The sequence below is a fragment of the Stenotrophomonas acidaminiphila genome, from assembly GCA_002951995.1.
In the GTDB taxonomy this organism is placed as follows: Bacteria; Pseudomonadota; Gammaproteobacteria; order Xanthomonadales; family Xanthomonadaceae; genus Stenotrophomonas; species Stenotrophomonas acidaminiphila_A.
In genome coordinates this window covers 129,322-151,072 of the sequence record CP019797.1, presented here as the reverse complement: position 1 = coordinate 151,072, position 21,751 = coordinate 129,322, and the positions used below count along the sequence as shown (strand labels likewise).

Here is a 21,751-nt window from a genome sequence, read left to right as displayed (position 1 = left end):
CCGCGCGGCGCCCTTCTTCCTGGTCCCGCGGGGTCACGCCAGGGCCGGGTTGAGCGTGTAGGTGCCATGCAGCGCCGCTTCGGCCAGCACGTGGCCGTGCATGGCGCGGTACACGTCGGCGGCGCTGAAATCGCCTTGCACCGGCAGCCGTTCCACGTCCAGCGCGAACAGGCGGAAGAAATAACGGTGCACGCGCTCGTCGTTGAACGGCGGGTACGGGCCGTCGTAACCACGGTAGACCCCGGCCAGCTCCGGATTGCCGGCGAACCAGGCGGTGTAGTCGTTCACGCCCTGGCGCGCGCCTTCCGGCCCCGGTGGTGGCTGCTTGCCGCGCGCGCTGAAACCATCGCTGCAGCTGCCCGCGGCGATCTCGCGCAGCGACGCGGGAATGTCCACCATCACCCAGTGGATGAAGTCGCCGCGCGGCTGCGCCAGCGGAATGCTCACGTCGTCGCGGCCGACCAGTTCCGGCACGGTCGGGACATCCGGGTCCACGCATACCAGCGCGAACGAGCGCGTGCCTGCCGGCACCTCGCTCCACGCCAGCTGTGGGTTGCGGTTGCCGGCGAAGCCGCTGGCGTCGCCGGCGGCGAATGCGGCCGGGATCGGCCGGCCGTTGTCGAAACTCTGGCTGCTCAGTTTCATTGTCTTCTCCTCTGGGGTGGGGCGCCGGCCATGCCGGCGCCTGCCGCTACGGGGGAACCGGATGCTTAGGCCTCGGGGTAGCCCAGGCGCGCGGCGACCGGGGCCAGGTGTGCGAACTCGGCCGCCAGCACCTGCGCATACCGGCGCCAGTGGCCGGCCTCGATGGTGGCCGGGCCAAGGCTGCGCACCGGCGGGAAGCGCAGCCCGAAGGCCTGCTCCAGCAGCGCGCCCATCGCCGCCGGGTCGTTGACCGCGGCGTCGATGCGCAGGATCAGATGGGTATACAGGTCCTGTTCGTTGAGGTCGGCCACCTGTTCCAGCACCCGCGCCAGCCAGCGCGCGGCCTCGTCGGCCGAGGTCAGCGCGAGCGGCGCCGGCGCGCCCAGCGCCAGCCATTCGACCAGCATGTCGCGCGGGTCACGCACCGCGATCACCAGGCGGCCCTCCGGCAGCTGCGGGCGCAGCGCCCACAGCAGGGCGTTGTCCCACCACAGCAGCCAGTCGATCACGTTGCCATCGGCAATGCCGCGCGCCGGCAGGGCGTCGCGCCACTGCTGCACGAACTGCGCCGGGCTCAGGGTGTCGTCGGCCAGGTGCTGCAGGGTATGGAAGTTCTGGAAGGCATCGTCCGGCGGGTTCGGGCCGAAGCGGTCGCCACGCAGCACCTGGCTGCCGGCGGCCATCACCGACACCACGCGCTCCACGCCCGACCCCGGGGCGCCCCACACGAACAGCGGGCGCAGCGGGTTGTCCTGGGCGACTTCGCCCAGCGCCGGCCATTGCGCCGGGGCCTTGGCCTGCGGCGGCAGCGGCAGGCGCGACGGCGCCAGTTCAGCGTGCAGGCGCAGCCAGGTGGCCAGTGCCGCGGCCGGCTCGTTGGCCCGGTCCTGCACCGCGCCCAGCCAGACCCGCAGTTCCGGACGCGCGGCTTCCGGGGCGTTGTCGATCAACGCCTGGACGTGGGCGATGGCCGCGGCCGGCTCGCGCGCCAGCAACGCCTCGACGATGCGCTGTTCGCCGCTGACGCGGCCCGGCTCCAGCGCGACGATGCGCCGCGCCACTGCCTCGGCGGCGTCCGCCTCCCCGTTCATGTCGTGCAGGCGCATGCGCGCTTCCAGCGCCGGCAGGTGGTCGGGCATCGCCGCCAGCCAGCGTTCGACCACCTCCACCGCTTCCGGGCTGCCGACCGGTGCCACCGCCAGCCGCGCCAGCCACAGGTCGTGCAGCTGCGGGTGCACGTCCAGCGTCGCGTCCAGGTCGGCGCGCGCCTCGTCCTCGCGGCCGAGCCGCTGCCAGGCCACCAGCAGCATCTGCAGGGTGGCGCGGTCGCCGGGCAGTTCCGCCAGCAGCGGGCGCAGGTACTCCAGCGCCTGCAGCGGCTGGCCCGAGGCCAGTTCCAGCTCGCCGGCCAGGCGGCGCATGCCCGGGCTGTCGCCTTCCGCGGTGGCCAGCACCTGGCGCATCACCTCGGCGGCACGGTCGGCATGGCCCTGGCGCAGCGCCAGCTGCACCAGCAGGCCGCGCAGGGCGTGGTTGGACGGGTTCAGCTCCAGCACGCGCCGGAACGCCTGCTCGGCGAAGGCCAGCAGGTCCTTGGCCAGATAGGCGAAGCCCAACGCGTAGAGCACGCGCGGGTCGTCGGGCAGGCGCTGGCTGGCGGCCGACAGGACCGCCAGCGCGCGGTCGGCGTCACCGCGGCGCAGCGCGACCATGCCTTCGATCGCGCCCAGCTCCGGGCTGTCCGGCTCGACCCGCGCGGCCATGCGGCCCAGGCGCTCGGCCTCGTCGATGTCCTCGCGCGCCAGCGCCAGGTGCGCCTGCATCAGGTAGGCGGAAAATTCGTTGGGATTGAGCGCGGTGGTGCGCTCCAGCGCCTGCCCGGCGTCATCGATGCGGCGCTGGGCCAGCAACAGGCCGGCATGCTGCAGGTGCAGGTCGGCATCGTCCGGCGCCAGGGCCAGGGCCTGCTCCAGGCTGGCCTGGGCGGCGTCGGCATCGCCGCGCTGCTGGAGGGCCAGCGCCAGCCAGCGGTGGGCCTGCGGTTGCTGCGGTTCGGCGGCGACCCATTCGCGGGCCGTGGCCACGGCTTCGTCGGTGGCGTTGCGGCGCAGGGCGTTGATGATCGTGTCTTGCATGGCGGTCCGGCGTAAGCGCAAAACGCCATTGTAGCCGGGCCGTGGCGCGCCCCCGCCGGCAGCGCCAGCGGCGGCTCAGGCGCCGAGCGCGGGCACCGCCCCCTGCGCTGCCGGGCGTACGCCCACCGCGGCGGCCAGCCGTTGCGCCACCCAGCGCTCGGAAAAGCCATCGCCACGCAGGTTCTCGATGAAGCCGCAGTGGCCACCCCAGCGCGCGATCTCCAGCCGTGCGTGCGCCGGCAGGCGCCAGTGGCGGAAGGAGGTGAACGGAATCACCGGATCATCGCGCGCCATCAGGATGTCGGCCGGCACCTCCAGCGCGGACAGGCGCGGGCCGGCGATGGAGTAGCCGTCGAAATAGTCCTGCAGCGTGGCGAAGCCGGTATGCCGCTCCACCAGCCAGCCGGTCAGCGCGCGGATCCCCAGCTTCAGCACCGCGTCGTCGCAATCGGCCAGCTCCGGGAACAGAGCGCGCTTGCGCCGCAGCGAGCCGGTCCACTTGCGGCGGAAGTACCAGTCGTACATCGCCGGGCCGCGTTCGATGCTGTCCATGGTCTGCGCCGGGTCCAGCACCGGGCACACCGAGGCCACGTGGCGCAGCGGCACGCCGGCGGCGGGCGCGTGCAGGGCCAAGCGCAATGCGAAGTTGCCGCCCAGCGAATACCCCGCCGCGACCAGCGGCAGGCCGGGAAAGCGGCGGGCCACGTCGCCGGTGGCATGCACCACCTCGCCGATGCGGCAGGAATGGAAGATCCCCGGGTTGAGGTGGTGGGTGTTGCCGTGGTCGCGGAAGTTCAGCCGCACCACCTCGAAGCCCTGCTCGAGCATCCGCGCGGCGGTCATGCGCATGTAGCTGGACTCGGCGCTGCCCTCCCAGCCGTGCAGCAGCAGCGCCAGGCCGACCGGCGCCGCCCTGCCCGGCAGGCGGCTGTGCCAGGCCTGCAGGCGCACGCCGTCGCCGCCGTCGAGGATCAGTTCGCGGGTAAGCGCGCCACTGGCCGCCAGCAGCTGCTGGCCGCGGCGCAGGCGCACCCCGCTGGACGCCAGCATCGACTGCAGGTGCGGATTGCGCAGCCACGGCGGCGGTTGGTAGTGGGCGACGCTCAACATGGCGGCCATGCTGCGCCCGTGCGCCGGTAGAGCGCGTGAACCCGCGCCGGCGGCCGGCCGCCGCTCACGGCTGTCCGGCGCTGCGGGAGGCGTGCCACCGCAACACGTCGTTACGGGCCTTCCATCGCCGCGATGATGCGCGCGCGCGAGGTCTCGGCGATGCGCCGGCGCCCTTCCAGGTCATGGCTGGCGACCGGCTCCAGGAAGTGCACTTCGGCGCGGCGCGCCGGTTCGCCGAGCAGGCGCAGGAAGTTGCCGAAGAAACTCTCGCCCGGCGCGAACGCGACCCGGGTCTGGGCATCGCCGTGCACGCCGTAGCGCAGGGCCACCGGCTGCACCGGCACGCCGGTTTCCACCGCCGCCTGGAAGATGCGCGCATGGAACGGGCCGACCTCGTGGCCGCCGCGGGTGCGCCCTTCCGGGAACACCGCCACCGGCCGGCCCTCGCGCAGCCGCTTGGCCATTTCCTCCATCACCCCGCCCAGCGACTCGGTGTTGCCGCGCTGATGGTAGATGGTGTGGCCGCGGCTGGCGAGCCAGCCCACCAGCGGCCAGCCGGCGATCTCGCGCTTGGCCACGAAACCGACCATTTTCTGGCTGTGGATCATGCTGATGTCGACCCAGCCGACATGGTTGGCGACGAACAGCACCGCCCCCGGCAACGGCTGGCCGGTGCGCTGCAGGCGGAAGCCGAAGATCCACATCAGGCCGCCTGACCACCAGCGCACCACCTTGTGTTCCAGCGGATCGGTGGCTGCGCCGAGGCGGCCGAACGGCGGCGCCATCAGCAGCAGGATCAGCGGCAGGAAGATCACGACGTGGATCAGCAGCAACGGCACGCGGTACAGATAGCGGAACGCACGCGCCACGCTGCCCGGGCGGGCGGGACGGGGGGAAGTCATCCGCGCAAGATACCGGATGCGGTCCGGCTTCCGCCAGCACATGGCGACCGCCTGCCCGGCTCCTCACCCCGGGGCCCGGGCAACGCGGTATAAATCCGCTCACGCCTACAGGGGAGCGTGGACATGGAGCGGTTATCGCGGTCGCTGGCCGGGGACATGCTGCCGCTGTTGTCGGCGGCGCTGGAGCAGGTCGACAGCGGCGTGATCGTGTTCGATGGCCAGAACCGCATCGTGTACTTCAACAAGGCCATGGAAGCCCTGTCCGGCTGGTCGCGCGACGAAGTGGCGGGGCGCAACCTGGGCTTCCTGGCACCGGCGGCCATGCGCGAGCGCTACGACAGCGGACTGCATCCGGGCGCGGCCAACCGCGTGCGCGAACTGGCCAGCCAGCCGCGCGACGTACAGATGGTGCGCAAGGACGGTCAGACCCGCTGGATCAGCGTGTCGCTGGCCCGTACCCCCGCGGTCGAGGGCCAGCTGCACATGGCATTCGTCCGCGACGTGACCACGCGGCGCCAGCGCCAGGAGCGCGAGCGGCTGCTGTCGCTGGGGTTCGACGAGACCCAGAGCGCGGTGCTGATCACCGACGCCCGCGGCCGCGTGGTGCATCTGAACAAGGGCTTCTGCCGGCTGTTCGGGTTCGATGCCAGCCAGGTGCTGCGTCGCCACGTCGCCACGCTGCTGGTGCCCGACCGCGCCCGGCGCCGCACCACCCTGGCCCAGGCCGCGCGCCTGCTGGCCGGCGAGCCGGTGTGCTGCGACGAACGCGTGGCCTGCCACGACGGCCGTCCGCTGTGGTGCGCGATCAGCATCAACCCGATCTTCGACGACTACGGCACCCTGGCCAACCTGGTCATCGTGCTGATGGACATCACCCACACCAAGGTGCACGAGGTGCTGCAGCACCGGATGCTGGACGCGCTGGTGCGCGAGGTTCCCACCAGCGAAGTGATGCAGATGATGTGCCGCGACGTCGAGCAGATCGCACCGCAGGTGCTGTGCTCGGTGCTGCGGGTAGAGGACGGGCGCCTGCGCACGCTGGCCGCGCCGAGCCTGCCCGAGGCCTACACCCGGCAGGTGGACGGCATCCCGGTCGGTCCGGGGGTCGGCTGCTGCGGTACCGCCGCGCATACCGGGCAGATGGTGGTGGCGCGCGACATCGCGCTGGACCCCAACTGGCAGGGCATCAGCCACATGGCGCTGGAGCACGGGCTGGCGGCCTGCTGGTCCACCCCGATCAAGGCCAGCGACGGCCGCGTGCTGGGTACGTTCGCCTTCTACTACCGCCGCCCGCACGACCCGGATGCCTTCCACCGGCGGCTGGTGGACGTCATCGTGCACCTGTGCGCGCTGGCGCTGGAGCGCGAGGAGGCGCGCAACCGCATCCGCCGGCTGGCGTTCTACGACGATCTCACCGGCCTGCCCAACCGCAACCTGCTGCATGCCCAGGCCGACCAGGCGATCGCCGCGGCGGCCGCCGCCGAGCAGGCGCTGGCGGTGCTGTTCATCGACCTGGACCGCTTCAAGCAGATCAACGACTCGTTCGGCCACCCCGGCGGCGACCAGCTGTTGCGCGTGGTCTCGCGCCGGCTGCAGGAAGAGGCCGGGCCGGGGGACATCGTCGGCCGCCTGTCCGGCGACGAGTTCGTGATGGTGCTCACCCTGTGCGACGCGCACTCCGCCGGCGAGCGCACCGAACGCATCCTGCGCCGGCTGTCGCTGCCGCTGCCGCTGGACGACGTGCAGATCCGGCCGTCGGCCAGCGTCGGCATCAGTATGTTCCCGCACGACGGCCACGACACCGAAACCCTGCTGCACCATGCCGACGTGGCCATGTACCAGGCCAAGAACAGCGGCCGCAACGGCGCGCGGTTCTACTCGCGCGAGATGGACCACAACGCGCAGGAGCGGCTGGCGCTAGAGACCGCGCTGCGCGAAGCGGTCGAGCAGCGCCAGCTGCACCTGCATTACCAGCCGCAGGTGGGCATCGGCGACGGCCGCCTGCGCGGGGTGGAGGCGCTGGCGCGCTGGCGGCACCCGCGCCTGGGCGACGTGCCGCCGATGCAGTTCATCCCGCTGGCCGAGGAATGCGGGCTGATCGGCGACATCGGCCACTGGGTGCTGGAACAAGCCTGCGCGCAGCTGGCGCACTGGCGGCGCACCGGGCTGGAGGTGCCGTCGGTGGCGGTGAACCTGTCGCCGACCGACTTCCACGACCTGGACCTGCCGCTGCGGATCGAACAGGTGCTGCGGCGCGAAGGACTGCTGCCGGGCGACCTGAAGGTGGAGATCACCGAGGACGTGCTGCTGGATACCGACCCCAGCACCCTGCGCACGCTGCACGCGGTGCATGCACTGGGCGTGCGCCTGTCGATGGACGATTTCGGCACCGGCTATTCCAGCCTGAGCTACCTGCGCCTGCTGCCGATCAGCGAACTCAAGCTGGACCGCAGCTTCGTGCGCGGCATCGAGAACGACGAAGTGGCCAGCGCCCTGACCCGCGCCATCGCCCACATCGGCCAGAGCCTGCGGCTGACGGTGGTCGCCGAAGGCGTGGAAAGCGGCGAACAGCTGCGCCTGCTCGGCGAACAGGGCTACGGCATCGCCCAGGGCTACCACTTCACCCCGGCGCTGCCCGCGCACGAGCTGGACAGCTGGATCCGCGAGCATCTGCCGGCCGCCGCGTTCGCGCACGCTTGAGCCGGGGCGCGCCGGGGCCCGGCATGCCTGCGCTCAGGCCGGTACCACCGCCAGGGTCAGGCGCGAGACGCACACCGGCTTGCCGGCCTCGTTGTCGATGCGGATCTCCCAGACCTGGGTGGTGCGCCCGACATGCAGCGCGCGCGCGGTGCCGGTGACCATGCCACTGCGCGCAGCACGCAGGTGGTTGGCGTTGATCTCCAGCCCCACGCAGACCTGGCTGGCGGTATCCACGCACAGGTTGCCGGCGCTGCTGCCCAGGGTTTCGGCCAGCACCACCGAGGCGCCGCCGTGCAGCAGTCCGTAGGGCTGGCGGGTGCGTTCGTCCACCGGCATGGTCGCCTGCAGCCAGTCGTCGCCGGCCGCGGTGAAGACGATGCCGAGGTGCTCGATCAGCGTGCCCCGGCTGAGGCGATTGAGTTCGTCCAGTGAAACGGGGGCGCGGAAAGCCATGGCGATGACCGGTGTGGGGGCAGGCCAGTTTACGGTGCCGCGCGCGGGCCGGGCTCAGGCGAACAGATCGTCCTGCGGCGGCGGATAGCGCAAGCGGCCATCGACCACGCGTGCGCTGGCGGTGAGCACGTGCGCTCGCGCCGGGCCGGCATCGAGGATGTGCCGCACCGGGATGCCGCGCACGCTGAGCAGATCGGCGATCAACCGGCGGTGGCAGCGCCACCACGGTGCTTCGGCGCACATCAGCGCGGTGCGGCGGCGCGCGGCCAGTTCCAGCAGCCGCGCCAGCCCGTCGGCGAACTCGGTGCTGTCCAGGTGGTCGGCGTAGCCCTGGAAGGCGGCGTTGCGCCAGGCCCCGTTGGGCGAGCCGGGTCGCGCACGGCGACGCCCGCCCAGCTGCGGCAGCCACAGGTAATCGATCCCCGCCGCCGGAAGCGCGTGCGCCAGCGTCCCGCCGGCAAACCAGGGATGGCGCCGCGAACCCGGGAAGCGGCGCACGTCGGCCACGGCCTGGATGCCGTGCCCGCCCAGCAGCGCGAGGAAATCCTCCCGGCTGCGGGTGGAATGGCCGATGGTCCAGAGCGTCACGGCGCCTTCCATGTCAGCCGATCTTCTCCGGTGTCATGCCGCGGGCATGCGCCCGGACGACACGGCCGGCGACGCGGCCGGCTTCGGAGTTCCAGCGCACGGGGTCGCCGAGCTGGAAGGCGCTGCCCATCGGCATCCTCGGTGCAGGCAGGGCGACGGCCATTGCAACCGAGGCCACGTCCACGCGCCGTGTGCGCGCTACAGGATCGGTACCAGCCCCGCGCCGAACGCGGTCAGCATGCGCACCAGCAACCACTTGGGGCCGACGTCGACCTCGGGGAAGTCGCCCACCGGCGCGTAGCAGCGGCGGAAATCCGGGTCGTGCCGGGACAGCGGCAGCGGGCACTCCGGCCCGGGCTGGAAGGCGTAGTTGGTGGCGTAGCGCCACGGCCACACGTCGAGCACGGGCAGTGCCTCGGACGCCTTGCCCAGGCTGTAGTTCAGGCCCGACAGCACCGGCGCCTTCTCGCGCGGCGCCACCACCCAGGCATTGTCCGGCGCGATGTCGCGCAGGATGCTCTGCGCCAGCCGCTCGGCGAACACCGGGTCGTCGATGATCACCGCGCCCTCGGTGTTGTAGTTCTCGCTGCGCGGGTCGAAGTTGTGGGTACCGACCACGCCGATGCGGCGGTCCACCACCAGCGATTTGGCATGCAGGCCCATGCGCGCGCCGCGGCGGGTGACCGGCAGCGGGCGGTTGGCCGCCTTGCTGCCGAGGAACGAGGGCCGGGTCTCGGTGCGCAGCACCTCGCGCTCGACCTCGCTGCCGTCGGCGCCGGCGCGACGCCCGGAACCGCTGCCGCGCACGTTGCTGCCGGCCGCGCTCGCCCCGATCAGGCGGTGCGGCGGCGGTGGCAGCCCGGTCCCGTCCAGTGCCGAGGACAGCAGGTTGTCCGGGGCCACCGGCGGATCCAGCGGGAACGGCTTGTACTCGTAGATATCGAAGCCCAGCACGCGCAGGTTGCGGCGCTTGTACTTGTAGGCCATCGCATACACGATCGGGTTGTCGGTCGCCGCCAGGCTGTTGGTCGACACCACCACCCGTGGTGGTTGCGGGCGCGCGCGCAGGTCCTTGAACAGCTGCTGCGCCGGTTCGGACAGCACCAGGTACGGCGTCTGCAGCAGGACTTCGGACCGGGCGCCGGAGATCAACGTGTCCAGCCGCGGTTCGCTGGGGTTGGGCAGCGGGTCGCGGCGGTGCTTGCGCGGCAGGTCGGCGACATAGGCCACCGCGCGCACCGGCAGCGCGGTATCGACGAACGCCTCGGTGACGAACGCCGGGTCGGCCGCCTCCGCCGCGGCGCGCGCCACCCGCTCCGGGCGCATGAAATGCGCCGCCGGCATGTCCGGCACGCCATGCCGCAGCAGGGTGCGGCCGACATCGTTCAGGCGCTCGGCCGGCACGCTGCGCGGCGCGTCCCAGAAGGACTGGAAGTTGGCGGCCATCTCGCGCGCCTCGGGCCCGGCCACCACCACGTCGCGGTCGCGGAAGTTGTACTCGCGGTCCCAGTCGTAATAGTCGTCCTGGTAGTTGCGGCCGCCGACCACGCCGACCACCCCGTCCACCACCAGCAGCTTGTTGTGCATGCGCTGATTGAAGCGGCGGAAGCAGCACAGCACGCTGCCGGCGTAATCGAAGTAGTTGAGCTTGGCCTTGCCGAACGTGGGGTTGTAGATGCGCAGCTCGAAGTTGGCGTGCGCGCCGGACAGCGCGGCGAGCATCTGCACGTCCGATATGGCCGAGAGCTGGTCGATCAGCACCCGCACCCGGACCCCGCGGCGGGCGGCGTCCAGCAGCGCGTCGATGATCATGCGCGCGCTGTCGTCGGTATCGAAGATATAGGTCTGCAGGTCGATGCTGCGGGCGGCGCTGTGGATCAGGTTGAGCCGCGCCACCAGCGACAACTCGCCCTCGTCGAGGATCGTGGCGTAGTGCCGCGGCGCGCCGGCGGCCGCCGAATCGGCCATGGCCTGGGCGCCAAGCGCGCGCAGCGGCGAATCCAGCGCGCAGCGATCGGCGCGGTCGCAGTCCAGCGCGGTGGGGCGAGCGGACACGGCGATGCCCTGCGCACGGTCGCGCTGCTGCGGCGACAGCGACGCGCAGCCGCCGGCCAGCACGGCCGCGCCGAGCAGCACCAGTCGCAGCAGCAGGTTCACGGCCGGGAAGCGCCCAGCAGGCGCGTACGCAATATGAAGGTCACACGGTCACCGATGGCAAACTGCCAGCTGTCCATGCCGTAACGACCGCGCTGCACGGTACCCCGGCTTACCAGGTCGCAATCATAGCCCGGGCGGGCGCATTCCGGCGCCTCCAGGCGCAGCACCTCGCGCCGGCTGACACCACGGATGGTCAGCCGCCCCTGCACGCTGCCGCCGCGCTCGACGATGTCCGGTTCGTAGGGATCGGACTCGAACTCGACCAGCGGGTGCCGCTGCGCGTCGAAGAATTCCTCGCCGCGCATCCAGCCGGTGTAGCGCGGCTTGCCGGGAATCTCGACGTACTGGGTGAACATGCGCAGGCGCACCTGGTGGCGGCCGTCGGGCAGCACCGTGATCCAGCCATCGAAACGCGGGAACTGGCCCTCGATCCGCTGCCCGAAGCGGGTGCGGATCTCGAAGCCGAAGCGCGAGTGGTCGGTATCGAACTGCAGCGGCTGCGCGGCGGCCGCCGTGCCCGTCGCCGCCAGCCAGCTCAGCAGCAGTCCGCAACGCACCCACCGCATGTGTTCAGTCCCTGTCCACGGCCCCGGGCCAGCGTGCGGCCATGCACGCACGCCCAGCCGGCTTCCGGCCTGTGCCGCCGGGCACGCAGCGTGCCCAGGCGCGGGGGCTGCACCGGTACGGACGACGGAACCGGATCATCGGCTCACGGCCACCAGAATGCGGCCAGACGGGCGATGCCCGGCTCGATGGCCGCGGCCATCGGCAGCGACAGCACCGCCACCGACGCGGTGGGCATGCCGCGGTAGTCGCCGGACTGGCCGCTGTGCATCAGCGCCACCAGCCGCTCCAGGCCGGGGTTGTGGCCGACCAGCAGCAGGCGTTCGACCTCGCGGTGCTCGTCCACCAGCCCGGCCAGGGTGCCGGGGGTGGCGTCGTAGATCCGCTCCTCCAGGCGCTGCTCGACGTAGCCGGTCAGCGACAGCACCGCCTCCAGCGTCTCGCGCGCGCGCCGTGCCGGCGAGCACAGCACCCGGTCCGGCACCAGCCGCTGCTCCAGCAGCCAGCGACCGGCCGCCTCGGCCTCGGCCAGGCCATGCGGGGAAAGCGGGCGGTCGATATCGGCCAGGCCGTTGTCGGCCGGCTCGGCATGGGCATGTCGCAGCAGGATCAGTTCACGCATGAGGGTTCATTAGCTCCGGGTCAGACCTTGTTCAACCATTGCAGAAGCGGCTCCCAGTCCTGCTGGTGCTCGCGGACCTGGGCGGAGTGATAGTCGAACAGGCTGCGGCCCAGGCCGACCATGACCACGTAGCTCTGGCTGTCGCGCAGCTGCGCGACCACCTCGTAGGGCCATTGCGCCAGCATCTGCCGCGCCTGCTGCGAGGTCTGCGTCCACGGCTTGGTGCGGTTGAGCACCAAGCCCACCGGCAGCGCGCGCGAGTGCACGCGCTTGACCCTGGCCAGACTGTTCAGGAACCCGACGATGGCCTCGATGTCCAGCGCCGACGGCAACACCGGCACCACCACCGCGTCGGCCACGTCCAGGAAATGTTCGAGATCGTCCGCGAGCGCACCGGCCGGGGCATCGATGATCACCTCTTCGGCGCCATCGGGAATGTGTTTCTGCCAGCCCTTCCTGCGCTGGACGTCCACCGGCAGCACGGCACTGTCCAGGCCGGCGCGGCGCTCCGCCCAGCGCGTGCTGGAGCCCTGCGGGTCGGCATCGGCGATCACCGTCGCCCTGCCCTGCAGCGCCGCATGCGCGGCCAGGTGCGTGGCGATGGTGCTCTTGCCCACCCCGCCCTTGGAACCGGCCACCAGGATCGTCTTCATGCACGCCTCGTTTTGCGCGGGACTGCCCGCAGCGTACACCGGCGCGCGACGGCCGCGGTAGTCGGCGCGTGAGGACACCCCTGCCGGGGCGGGAGGCTTTGCTATCGTGGCGGCCCACACCGGAGCCACCATGAGCGAACTGCAGGACCTGACCGCGCTGATCCGCGCCAATACCCCGCTGATCGTCATCGAGACCGCGGACGAGGCCCGCGTGGTGGACCTGTTCCGGCAGGCGCTGATGCACGTGTGGCGGGCGCTGTACCGCTGGTCGATCACCGAAGGCCTGCGCCGCATCGACATGGACCGCGAGGACGACGCCGTCGGGCCGCCCGACGCCAGCTCGGCGCTGCGGATGATCCAGGAGGCGGAGCAGCGCGGCATCTACCTGCTGCTCGATTTCCACCCGTACCTGGGCTATGCCAGCCACCAGCGCCTGCTGCGCGACATCGTGCAGCGCCGGCACAGCCAGCCGCACGTTCTGGTGCTGGTCGGCGCCAAGGTCGAACTGCCGGCCGAACTGGAAGCGCTGGCCACCCGCTTCAATCCGCGCCTGCCCGACGCCAACGCGCTGCTGAAGATGCTGCGCGAGGAAGCGGCCGCCTACGCCGGCGACAACGGCGGCCGCCGCGTGGAAGTGGACCAGGACGCGGTGCGGCAGATCCTGCGCAACCTGCAGGGGCTGAGCCTGCCCGACGCACGCCGCATCGCCCGCCAGCTGATCTACGCCGACGGCGCACTGCGCGCCGACGACCTGCCGCAACTGGCCAGGCTGAAGTTCGAACTGCTCAACCGCAGCGGCCACCTGCACTACGAATACGACAGCGCGCGCTTCGGCGACGTGGCCGGCGCCACCCGGCTCAAGCGCTGGATCGAACAGCGCAGGGCGGTGTTCGTGGCCGGCGACGCGCCGCCCGGGCTGGACCCGCCGCGCGGCATGCTGTTGCTGGGCGTGCAGGGCTGCGGCAAGTCGATGCTGGCCAAGGCCACCGCCGCCGGCTTCGGCGTGCCGCTGCTGCGGCTGGATTTCGCCACGCTGTACAACAAGTACCACGGCGAGACCGAGAAGAACCTGCGCGATGCGCTGGCCTCGGCCGAGCAACTGGCGCCGTGCGTGCTGTGGATCGACGAGGTCGAAAAGGGCCTGGCCAGCAGCGGCGAGGACGGCGGCGTCTCGCGCCGGGTGCTCGGCTACCTGCTGACCTGGATGGCCGAGCGCAAGGCGCCGGTGTTCATCGTCGCCACCGCCAACCAGGTGCACGAGCTGCCGGCCGAACTGCTGCGCAAGGGCCGCTTCGACGAGATCTTCTTCGTCGACCTGCCCACGCCCGACACCCGGGTGGAGCTGCTGCGCCTGCACCTGGGCAAGCGCGGACTCGACGTCGGGAGCTTCGCCCTGCCCGCGCTGGCCGCCGCCGCCGAGGGCTTTTCCGGCGCCGAGATCGAACAGGCGGTGGTCGCCGGCCTGTATGCGGCGCATGCCGAACGCAGGCCGCTGGACACCGACCTGCTGATGGCCGAGATCCGCAGCACGCGACCGCTGTCGGTGCTGATGGCCGAGCAGGTGCAGGCGTTGCGCGACTGGGCACGCGGGCGCACGGTTCCAGCGGAGTAAAGGCGGCCGTGCTCAGCGCGGCGGCGACCAGGGCACCGATTGGGCCTGGTCCAGATACCTCACGCGCGTGGCGCGACCATGCTGCAGCAGCAACGCCTCGCGCGCCGACGGCAGCAGCACGCCGGTGGCGTGGGTGGTATTGGCGCGGTAGAGCCAGGCCACGCCACCGCGCACATCCAGCAGTTCGATCTTGCCCTCCATACGCGCGTTGCCACCGGCGACGCCGGCCAGTACCAGCCAGTCCTCGCCACGGGTGAAGCCGGCCTGGTGCACGCCGACCAGCGAACTGGAATAGACATGTTCGCGCTGCCAGCCGGCCAGGTTCCAGCGCACGGTCTCGTGCTGCAGGCCGCGGTACAGCGGCGGCACATCGTGCTGCAGCACCTTCGCCCGCGCGGGTGAGCGCTGCACCGTCACCAGCCGGGTGCCCTTGTCGAGCAGCATCACCGCCAGCATGTCGTTGCGTGGCCCCCGGCCGGAAGGGGCGTGGCGATCCATGATCTCCAGCCGCGGGATGGCCGCGTCGCGCAGCAGGCGCAACAGCAGTACCACGCCCTTGTCGGTGCCGGCGACGATCAGGCCCGAGGCCTCGTCCCAGTCCAGGCAGGTCACGCCGCCGTCGCCCGGCAGCCGTAACGGCGCACCGGCCAGCGCGCGCCGGGCATGGTCATAGAGGTACAGCTCGTCGCCGCTGGCCAGCAGGTACAGGCCGCGCAGCGGCGTGGCCGAGGTCGCGCCGGGCTTCCAGTGCCCTTCGCGGAAGGCATGCAGCAGTTCGCCGCTGCGGGCGTCCCAGACCTTCGGTCCGTTCTCGTGCTGGACAATGTCGCCGGCTTCGACGTTGCCGCTGCTGGAGCGGCTGATCACGATCCCGTCGGCAGGACCGAAAGTGATGTCCTGGGTACGCAGTTCATGGGCCTGCAGCGCGATGCGCGCATCCTTCCTGCGCGCGTCCCACAGTTCCAGCCGCCCCGACGCGCGGCCGACCGCCAACAGCCCCATCTGCGGCGAATACGCCGCCGACCATGCGTCATCGTCCAGCCCGCGGTTGGCGTCCACGAACGACTGGGTGAATTCCGGCCGGATGTCCGCCACGTAGGCCGCCAGCAGGACCGGCAGGAACCACAACGCCATCGTGTATCTCATCGCCCCACTCCCTGGTCGATCCAACCACCCTCGCTCCGGCCCCTGGGCCTCCTGCAATGGCAGGGACGCCGGGCCATTCGAGGGACGGGGAGCGGGGCGACATCGCGCCGGCGCCGCGTACCCTCCCGGCCTGGCTCAGGGCCAGGCCGGCGGATTGGCGGCCCAGGCCTGCTGCACCTCGGCCAGGCGCGCCCGTTCCTCGTCCTTCCATGCCGGCAGCAGCTGCGCCAAGCGCGACGGGTCGTTCCACAGCTGCGGCTCGGTACGTACCGCCGCTGCATACCACTGCACGGCTTCGTCGCGGCGTCCCAGCGTCCACAGCGCCAGCGCCAGCGTCGGCGGCACCCAGGCACCGTTGCCGCGCGCGGCCTGGGCGGCGGCGCTCCACTGCTGCAGCGCCCCTTCGGCGTTGCCGTGGCGATACAGGCTCCAGCCCTGGTTCCAGCGGATCCCCCGGGCCTGCGAGGAGTTCTCCGAGACGGCGGCCAGGGCTTCCTGGTAGAGCTTGTCGCCCAGTTCCACGCGGCTCTCGGCGTAGGCGATGGTGGCCAGCTGCACCGTGGCTTCCACGCCCTTGCGGCCGCGCTCGCGCAGCTTCATCAGCTGCTCCACCAGGTCCGGCTGCTCCGGCGGCAGCGCCTGCACCGGCCGCGCGGCGACGTCGTCATCGAAATAGAACTCGGCGATTTTCGGCAACCCCTGTGCCCACGCCGTCGAACAGAACAGGCCGGCCAGCAGCATCAGGCCACCGGCCACGCCCCTTATCACCTGCATGTTTCAATCCCCATCATTCATGTTCCAGCAAGGTCCGATCCTAACCGCTCGGCGGGCGCTCCGCGACCCCGGGCCCGCGCCCCGGTGCGGCCGTGGACGCGCCGCAGGGGTACGGCCCGGGTGCCCGGCAGGGCGCCAAAACCCGCGCTGTTACAATCGCCGGCCGCGTGCGCGCCGCCCTGGCGCGGCAGCCGACGCCAGCCGTTCCTGCAATGGGCCAGCCATGACCAGTACCGCCGAACTCACCTCCCCCGCCTCCGCCAACACGCCGCTGACCGGGGTGCGCGACCGCGATTACACGCTCGAGCACAAGTACACCCGCACCGACGGGCGCATCTACCTGAGCGGCGTGCAGGCGCTGGTGCGGCTGCCGCTGATGCAGCAGCAGCGCGACACCGCGGCGGGACTGAACACCGGCGGCTTCGTCAGCGGCTACCGCGGCTCGCCGCTGGGCGGCTTCGACCTGGAGCTGTGGCGCGCGCGCCGGCACCTGGACGCGGCGAAGGTGAAGTTCGTACCCGGGCTCAACGAGGACCTGGGCGCCACCATGGTCTGGGGTACCCAGCAGGCCAATCTGTTCCCCGGCGCCAACGTCGATGGCGTGTTCGGCATGTGGTACGGCAAGGGGCCGGGCGTGGACCGCTGCGGCGACGTGTTCAAGCACGCCAACGCCGCCGGCACTTCCCGGCACGGCGGCGTGCTGGCGCTGGCCGCCGACGACCATGCCTGCCGCAGCTCGACCCTGCCGCACGGCAGCGAGGACGAATTCGTCAGCGCGATGATGCCGGTGCTCAACCCGGCCGGGGTGCAGGACATCCTCGACCTGGGCCTGGTCGGTTGGGCGATGAGCCGCTACACCGGGCGCTGGATCGGCTTCAAGACCATCGCCGAGACGGTGGAATCCTCGGCCTCGGTGGACGTCGACCCGTTCGCGCGCCGCATCGTGCTGCCGGAAGACTTCGAGATGCCGCCGGCCGGGCTCAACATCCGCTGGCCGGACCCGCCGCTGGAGCAGGAAATGCGCCTGCACCGCTACGCGGTGAAGGCCGCGCAGGCCTTCGCCCGCGCCAACGGCATCGACAGGGTGGTGATGGATTCGCCGCGCGCGCGGCTGGGCATCGTCACCACCGGCAAGAGCTACCTGGACGTGCTGCAGGCGCTGGAGTACCTGGGCCTGGACGAGAAGGCCTGCGCCGACATCGGCATCCGCGTCTACAAGGTCGGCATGACCTGGCCGCTGGAACCGCAGGGCATCGCCGCGTTCGCGCGCGGGCTCGAAGACATCGTCGTGGTGGAGGAGAAGAAGGCCTTCATCGAGCGGCAGATGAAGGAGTACTTCTACAACTGGCCCGCCGCCTGGGGTGCGCGCCCGTCCATCGTCGGCAAGTACGACGAACAGGGCGAGTGGATCCTGCCGTCCACCGGCGAACTCACCCCGGCGACCATCGCCGGCGTCATCGGCCGCCGCATCCAGCGTTTCTTCAACACCGAATCGATCGAACAGCGGCTGCGCTGGATGGACGAGAAGGAAGCGGAGATGGCGTTGCCGCGGGCGCAGTTCCCGCGCGTTCCGCACTACTGCTCCGGCTGTCCGCACAACACCTCCACCAACGTGCCGGAAGGCTCGCGGGCGATGGCCGGCATCGGCTGCCACTACATGGTGACGTGGATGGACCGCGACACCGACACCTTCACCCACATGGGCGGCGAAGGCGTCACCTGGGCCGGGCAGGCGGCGTTCACCGACACCCCGCACGTGTTCCAGAACCTGGGCGACGGCACCTATTTCCACAGCGGCTCGCTGGCGATCCGCCAGGCGATCGCCGCCGGCGTCAACATCACCTACAAGATCCTCTACAACGACGCGGTGGCGATGACCGGCGGGCAGCCGGTGGACGGCACCCTCAGCGTGCCGCAGATCGCCCAGCAGATGCGCGCCGAGGGCGTGCACACCATCGTGCTGCTGTCCGACGACATCGCCAGGTGGAAGCTGCGCCGGCACGAGTTCCCGCACGACGTCGAGTTCCATGACCGCGCCGAACTGGACGCGGTGCAGAAGCACCTGCGCACGGTGAAGGGCACCAGCATCCTGATCTACGAACAGACCTGCGCCACCGAGAAGCGCCGCCGCCGCAAGCGCGGCAAGCTGGTCGATCCGCCCAAGCGCACGATGATCAACTCGCTGGTCTGCGAGGGCTGCGGCGACTGCGGCCAGAAGAGCTTCTGCGTGTCGGTGCTGCCGAAGGAAACCGAGTTCGGGCGCAAGCGCGACATCGACCAGTCCAACTGCAACAAGGATTTCTCCTGCACCACCGGCTTCTGCCCGAGCTTCGTCACCATCCATGGCGGCCAGCTGCGCAAGGGCAGGAAGAGCGGTGCGGCCAGCCTGCTCGACAACCTGCCCGAGCCGGTGTTCCGCAGCGACCTGTCGCAGCCGTGGAACATCCTGATCACCGGTGTCGGCGGCACCGGGGTGGTCACCATCGGCGCGCTGCTGGGCGTGGCCGGGCACCTGGAGGGCAAGGGCGCGACCGTGCTCGACCAGACCGGCCTGGCGCAGAAGGGCGGCGCGGTCACCACCCACATCCGCATCGCCCGCGCGCCGGCGGACATCCACGCCGTGCGCATCGCCGCCGGCGAGGCCGACCTGGTGCTGGGCTGCGACATGGTGGTGGTCAACGACTACTGGGCGCTGTCCAAGGTGCGCGGCGAACGCTCGCAGGTGGTGCTCAACACCTACGAAGCGATGCCCGGCACCTTCACCACCCACCCGGACATGCAGTTCCCGGCCGCCGACATCATCGCCGGGGTGAAGGTGGCGCTGGGCGGACGCGACCCGATCCTGCTCGACGCCACCCAGCTGGCCACCGCGCTGCTGGGCGACGCCATCGCCTCGAACCTGTTCATCCTCGGCTTCGCCTGGCAGCAGGGGCTGGTGCCGCTGTCGCTGGAAGCGCTGATGCGCGCGATCGAACTCAACGGCGCCGCCATCGAGATGAACCAGCGCGCCTTCGCCTGGGGCCGCCTGGCCGCGATCGACCCGCAGGCGGTGCAGCAGGCCGCCGGGCTGGTACGCAACGCACCCACCGAAGCCGAGCGCACCCCGGGCACGCTGCGCGAGCTGCCGCCGGGCGAGTGGGAAGGCAGCGAGGCCGGCGCGCCGTCGGCGCCGCGCAACCCGGGCAACGAGCCGGAAGTCCGCGGCCTGCCCGCCAGCGACCCGCACCCCGGCGACGCCCCGTTCGCGACCCTGGACGACACCCGCCTGTCGCGCTCGCTGGATGAACTGATCGCGCGCCGCAGCGGGTTCCTCGTCGATTACCAGGATGCGGCCTACGCCAACCGCTACCGCCAGCTGGTGGACGCGGTGCGCCAGGCCGAGCAGCGCGTGGCGCCGGGCAGCACCGCGCTGACCGAGGCGGTGGCGCGCTACTTCTTCAAGCTGATGGCCTACAAGGACGAATACGAGGTGGCCCGCCTGTACACCGGCGGCGATTTCCTCAAGCGCGTGGCACAGCAGTTCGAGGGCGACTACCAGGTGCGTTTCCACCTGGCACCGCCGCTGCTGGCCAAGCGCGACGAGCACGGCCGCCTGCAGAAGAAGGAATACGGGCCGTGGATGTTCAAGGCCTTCGGCCTGCTGGCCAAGCTGAAATTCCTGCGCGGCGGCCGCTTCGACGTCTTCGGCCATACCGCCGAGCGCCGCGGCGAACGCCAGCTGATCGCCGATTACGAGCAGACCCTGCACGAACTGCTGGGTTCGCTGGACGCGCGCCGGCTGGCGCTGGCGGTGGAGATCGCCAGCATTCCCGAGCACATCCGCGGCTACGGCCACGTCAAGGAAGCGCACCTGCACGAAGCCAAGGCACGCGAAGCGGCGCTGCTGGCGACGTGGCGCAACCCGAAGGCGCTGCATATCGTGCAGGCGGCTTGACCGCGCAAGGCAACCCAGACCTTGCGGTTGCGTTATGCAATCTATGGGTTGCATAACGCAAATGAAACCTATCGCTTGCCTTCCGCGCAGGCAAGGCATATGTTGCCCCCACCGTTCGTCCTCGGGGCGCCTGCCATGACCGACAAACGCCACGCCATCCGTGCCGCCCATCAGCTGGGCCCGTTGATGCGCGCATTCCGCAGGCAGGCCGGGCTCAGCCAGGCCCAGTTGGGCGAGCGCCTCGGTATTTCCCGGCAAGCCATCACCGCGCTGGAGCGCGAGCCCGAGGCGGCCACCTTCGAGCGGCTGATGCGGGTATGGGCCGAGCTCGGTGTGGAGGTCTCGCTGCAACCACGCGGGCAGGAAACGCCAGACACCGGCCTGGAGTGGTGAGCCATGGGCGAACTGCGGGTCTGGATGAACGGCCTGGAAGTCGCTTCGTGGCAGGAGGGCGCACGCACCGGGGCACGGCTCACCTATCTCCCCACGTGGCTCGAATCCGAACAGCCGCGCCCGTTGTCGCTGTCGTTGCCGCTGCTGCCGGCCGGTGAAAGCCACCATGGCCCGCGGGTCACGGACTACTTCGACAACCTGCTGCCCGACAACAGCGCCATCCGCAACCGCATCCGCGACCGCTTCGGCATCCGCTCATCCGGCACGTTCGACCTGCTGCAGGAAATCGGCCGCGACTGCGTGGGCGCCGTGCAGCTGCTTCCTCCCGGCGTGGTGCCGGAAGACATCCACCGTATCGATTGCACGCCGTTGAGCGATGCCCAGGTGGCGGACCGTCTGCAGGCGGTCACCAGCGGCGTGCTGCCGGGCCGGCACGTGGATGACGAGTTCCGCATCTCCATTGCCGGCGCGCAGGAAAAGACCGCCTTCCTGCACCATCACGACCGCTGGTGCGTTCCCACCGGCAGCACGCCCAGCACGCACATCTTCAAGTTACCGATGGGGCTGGTCGGCAACATGCGGGCCGACATGCACGCATCGGTGGAGAACGAGTGGCTGTGCATGCAGCTGCTGGCGGCGTTCGGCATGCCTGTCGCCACCACCTCGATCGGCCGGTTCGGCGACCAGCGCGCCTTGATCGTGGAGCGCTTCGACCGCCGGCTTGCCCGCAACGGCCGCGGGTGGCTGCGGTTGCCGCAGGAGGACATGTGCCAGGCCTTCGGCCTGCCCTCCTCGCGCAAGTACGAAAGCGACGGCGGCCCGGGCATCGTGCCGATCATGGAACTGCTGCGCCAATCGGAACAGCCGCAGGACCGTGCCACCTTCTTCAAGACCCAGCTGCTGTTCTGGATGCTGGCCGCCACCGACGGGCACGCCAAGAATTTCAGTCTCCACATCGAGGCGGCGGGACGCTTCCGGCTGACGCCGATCTACGACGTCATCTCGACGTATCCGATCTTCGGCAACGGGCCGAACCATCTTTCCCCGCACAAGGCGGCGCTGGCAATGGCGGTGAGCGGCCGGAACCGGCATCGCCAGCTCCTGCACATCCGTCGCAGGGACTGGAACCAGACCGCACGTGTCTGTGGTGTCGCCAACGGCGCCGAACCGTGGATCGGTGACCTGCTGGAGCGCGTCGAGCCGGCCATCCAGACGGTTCAGGCAACGCTGCCGGCCGACTTCCCGGATCGGGTCGCCACCCCGGTCTTCGAGGGCCTGCGCCACGCCGCCGCGCGCCTGGCGCAGATGGCCCCGGACGACTGACCGCGGCGCGCAGCGCTTCGGCGCGCGCGCCGCGCAACCG

17 protein-coding genes are annotated in these 21,751 nt (G+C 71.0%); 5 read left to right on the top strand and 12 right to left on the bottom strand.

From position 1 onward, the window contains the following. Window positions 1-33 precede the first annotated feature (33 nt). From B1L07_00580 to B1L07_00565, 4 genes are all read right to left on the bottom strand, one after another. Window positions 34-645, bottom strand: a complete 612-nt coding sequence (locus B1L07_00580; GenBank protein AUZ53873.1) for a phosphatidylethanolamine-binding protein — start codon at window positions 643-645, stop codon at window positions 34-36. Between the two features lie 65 nt (window positions 646-710). Further along, window positions 711-2,780 carry an adenylate cyclase gene (locus tag B1L07_00575; GenBank protein AUZ53872.1) on the bottom strand — a complete coding sequence of 690 codons (2,070 nt, stop codon included), beginning with the start codon at window positions 2,778-2,780 and terminating at the stop codon, window positions 711-713. 75 nt (window positions 2,781-2,855) lie between these two features. Continuing rightward, window positions 2,856-3,890, bottom strand: a complete 1,035-nt coding sequence (locus tag B1L07_00570) for an alpha/beta hydrolase (protein AUZ56381.1) — start codon at window positions 3,888-3,890, stop codon at window positions 2,856-2,858. 110 nt (window positions 3,891-4,000) lie between these two features. Further along, window positions 4,001-4,792 carry a 1-acyl-sn-glycerol-3-phosphate acyltransferase gene (locus B1L07_00565; GenBank protein ID AUZ53871.1) on the bottom strand — a complete coding sequence of 264 codons (792 nt, stop codon included), beginning with the start codon at window positions 4,790-4,792 and terminating at the stop codon, window positions 4,001-4,003. Window positions 4,793-4,948: 156 nt separating this feature from the next. Here B1L07_00565 and B1L07_00560 point away from each other — a divergent pair, with 156 nt between their 5' ends. Next, on the top strand, window positions 4,949-7,492 hold the full coding sequence (locus B1L07_00560; protein AUZ53870.1) for a bifunctional diguanylate cyclase/phosphodiesterase: 2,544 nt from the start codon (window positions 4,949-4,951) through the stop codon (window positions 7,490-7,492). Window positions 7,493-7,525: 33 nt separating this feature from the next. On the opposite strand, the gene B1L07_00555 is transcribed toward B1L07_00560, so the two are convergent. The 6 genes from B1L07_00555 to B1L07_00530 form a co-directional block, all read right to left on the bottom strand. Further along, window positions 7,526-7,945, bottom strand: a complete 420-nt coding sequence (locus B1L07_00555) for a thioesterase (protein AUZ53869.1) — start codon at window positions 7,943-7,945, stop codon at window positions 7,526-7,528. A gap of 54 nt (window positions 7,946-7,999) precedes the next feature. Next, entirely contained in the window at window positions 8,000-8,545 is a 546-nt protein-coding gene (locus B1L07_00550) for a hypothetical protein (GenBank protein AUZ53868.1), read from the bottom strand. A gap of 186 nt (window positions 8,546-8,731) precedes the next feature. Then, window positions 8,732-10,690: a phospholipase D family protein gene (locus tag B1L07_00545; GenBank protein AUZ53867.1), complete on the bottom strand. Its 1,959-nt coding sequence runs from the start codon at window positions 10,688-10,690 to the stop codon at window positions 8,732-8,734. Continuing rightward, entirely contained in the window at window positions 10,687-11,256 is a 570-nt protein-coding gene (locus B1L07_00540) for a hypothetical protein (GenBank protein ID AUZ53866.1), read from the bottom strand. Before B1L07_00540 ends, B1L07_00545 begins: the two co-directional genes overlap by 4 nt. A 143-nt stretch (window positions 11,257-11,399) precedes the next feature. Beyond that, on the bottom strand, window positions 11,400-11,876 hold the full coding sequence (locus tag B1L07_00535) for a phosphoglycerate mutase (protein AUZ53865.1): 477 nt from the start codon (window positions 11,874-11,876) through the stop codon (window positions 11,400-11,402). Window positions 11,877-11,896: 20 nt separating this feature from the next. Then, window positions 11,897-12,529: a CMP-binding protein gene (locus B1L07_00530; protein ID AUZ53864.1), complete on the bottom strand. Its 633-nt coding sequence runs from the start codon at window positions 12,527-12,529 to the stop codon at window positions 11,897-11,899. Window positions 12,530-12,659: 130 nt separating this feature from the next. Between B1L07_00530 and B1L07_00525 the strand changes: the two genes are divergently transcribed. After that, window positions 12,660-14,141, top strand: coding sequence for an ATPase (locus B1L07_00525; GenBank protein ID AUZ53863.1), 1,482 nt, complete (start codon window positions 12,660-12,662; stop codon window positions 14,139-14,141). Window positions 14,142-14,153: 12 nt separating this feature from the next. Here the strand turns inward: B1L07_00525 and B1L07_00520 are convergent, their stop codons facing one another. Further along, entirely contained in the window at window positions 14,154-15,275 is a 1,122-nt protein-coding gene (locus B1L07_00520) for a hypothetical protein (protein ID AUZ53862.1), read from the bottom strand. Between the two features lie 147 nt (window positions 15,276-15,422). Continuing rightward, the gene (locus B1L07_00515) at window positions 15,423-16,061 is read right to left on the bottom strand and encodes a hypothetical protein (GenBank protein ID AUZ53861.1); all 639 of its coding nucleotides are present in this window, start codon (window positions 16,059-16,061) and stop codon (window positions 15,423-15,425) included. 223 nt (window positions 16,062-16,284) lie between these two features. Between B1L07_00515 and B1L07_00510 the strand changes: the two genes are divergently transcribed. From B1L07_00510 to B1L07_00500, 3 genes are all read left to right on the top strand, one after another. After that, the gene (locus tag B1L07_00510; GenBank protein ID AUZ53860.1) at window positions 16,285-19,995 is read left to right on the top strand and encodes an indolepyruvate ferredoxin oxidoreductase; all 3,711 of its coding nucleotides are present in this window, start codon (window positions 16,285-16,287) and stop codon (window positions 19,993-19,995) included. Window positions 19,996-20,130: 135 nt separating this feature from the next. Further along, complete coding sequence (locus B1L07_00505; GenBank protein ID AUZ56380.1) at window positions 20,131-20,388, top strand: transcriptional regulator; 258 nt, start codon at window positions 20,131-20,133, stop codon at window positions 20,386-20,388. 3 nt (window positions 20,389-20,391) lie between these two features. Next, entirely contained in the window at window positions 20,392-21,711 is a 1,320-nt protein-coding gene (locus B1L07_00500; GenBank protein AUZ53859.1) for a toxin HipA, read from the top strand. Window positions 21,712-21,751 lie beyond the last annotated feature (40 nt).

Coding starts and splice junctions, on each gene's coding strand:
- B1L07_00580 (AUZ53873.1), bottom strand. CDS start 645: ATGAAACTGAGCAGCCAGAGTTTCGACAACGGCCGGCCGATCCCGGCC.
- B1L07_00575 (AUZ53872.1), bottom strand. CDS start 2,780: ATGCAAGACACGATCATCAACGCCCTGCGCCGCAACGCCACCGACGAA.
- B1L07_00570 (AUZ56381.1), bottom strand. CDS start 3,890: ATGTTGAGCGTCGCCCACTACCAACCGCCGCCGTGGCTGCGCAATCCG.
- B1L07_00565 (AUZ53871.1), bottom strand. CDS start 4,792: ATGACTTCCCCCCGTCCCGCCCGCCCGGGCAGCGTGGCGCGTGCGTTC.
- B1L07_00560 (AUZ53870.1), top strand. CDS start 4,949: ATGCTGCCGCTGTTGTCGGCGGCGCTGGAGCAGGTCGACAGCGGCGTG.
- B1L07_00555 (AUZ53869.1), bottom strand. CDS start 7,945: ATGGCTTTCCGCGCCCCCGTTTCACTGGACGAACTCAATCGCCTCAGC.
- B1L07_00550 (AUZ53868.1), bottom strand. CDS start 8,545: ATGGAAGGCGCCGTGACGCTCTGGACCATCGGCCATTCCACCCGCAGC.
- B1L07_00540 (AUZ53866.1), bottom strand. CDS start 11,256: ATGCGGTGGGTGCGTTGCGGACTGCTGCTGAGCTGGCTGGCGGCGACG.
- B1L07_00535 (AUZ53865.1), bottom strand. CDS start 11,876: ATGCGTGAACTGATCCTGCTGCGACATGCCCATGCCGAGCCGGCCGAC.
- B1L07_00530 (AUZ53864.1), bottom strand. CDS start 12,529: ATGAAGACGATCCTGGTGGCCGGTTCCAAGGGCGGGGTGGGCAAGAGC.
- B1L07_00525 (AUZ53863.1), top strand. CDS start 12,660: ATGAGCGAACTGCAGGACCTGACCGCGCTGATCCGCGCCAATACCCCG.
- B1L07_00520 (AUZ53862.1), bottom strand. CDS start 15,275: ATGGCGTTGTGGTTCCTGCCGGTCCTGCTGGCGGCCTACGTGGCGGAC.
- B1L07_00515 (AUZ53861.1), bottom strand. CDS start 16,061: ATGCAGGTGATAAGGGGCGTGGCCGGTGGCCTGATGCTGCTGGCCGGC.
- B1L07_00510 (AUZ53860.1), top strand. CDS start 16,285: ATGACCAGTACCGCCGAACTCACCTCCCCCGCCTCCGCCAACACGCCG.
- B1L07_00505 (AUZ56380.1), top strand. CDS start 20,131: ATGACCGACAAACGCCACGCCATCCGTGCCGCCCATCAGCTGGGCCCG.
- B1L07_00500 (AUZ53859.1), top strand. CDS start 20,392: ATGGGCGAACTGCGGGTCTGGATGAACGGCCTGGAAGTCGCTTCGTGG.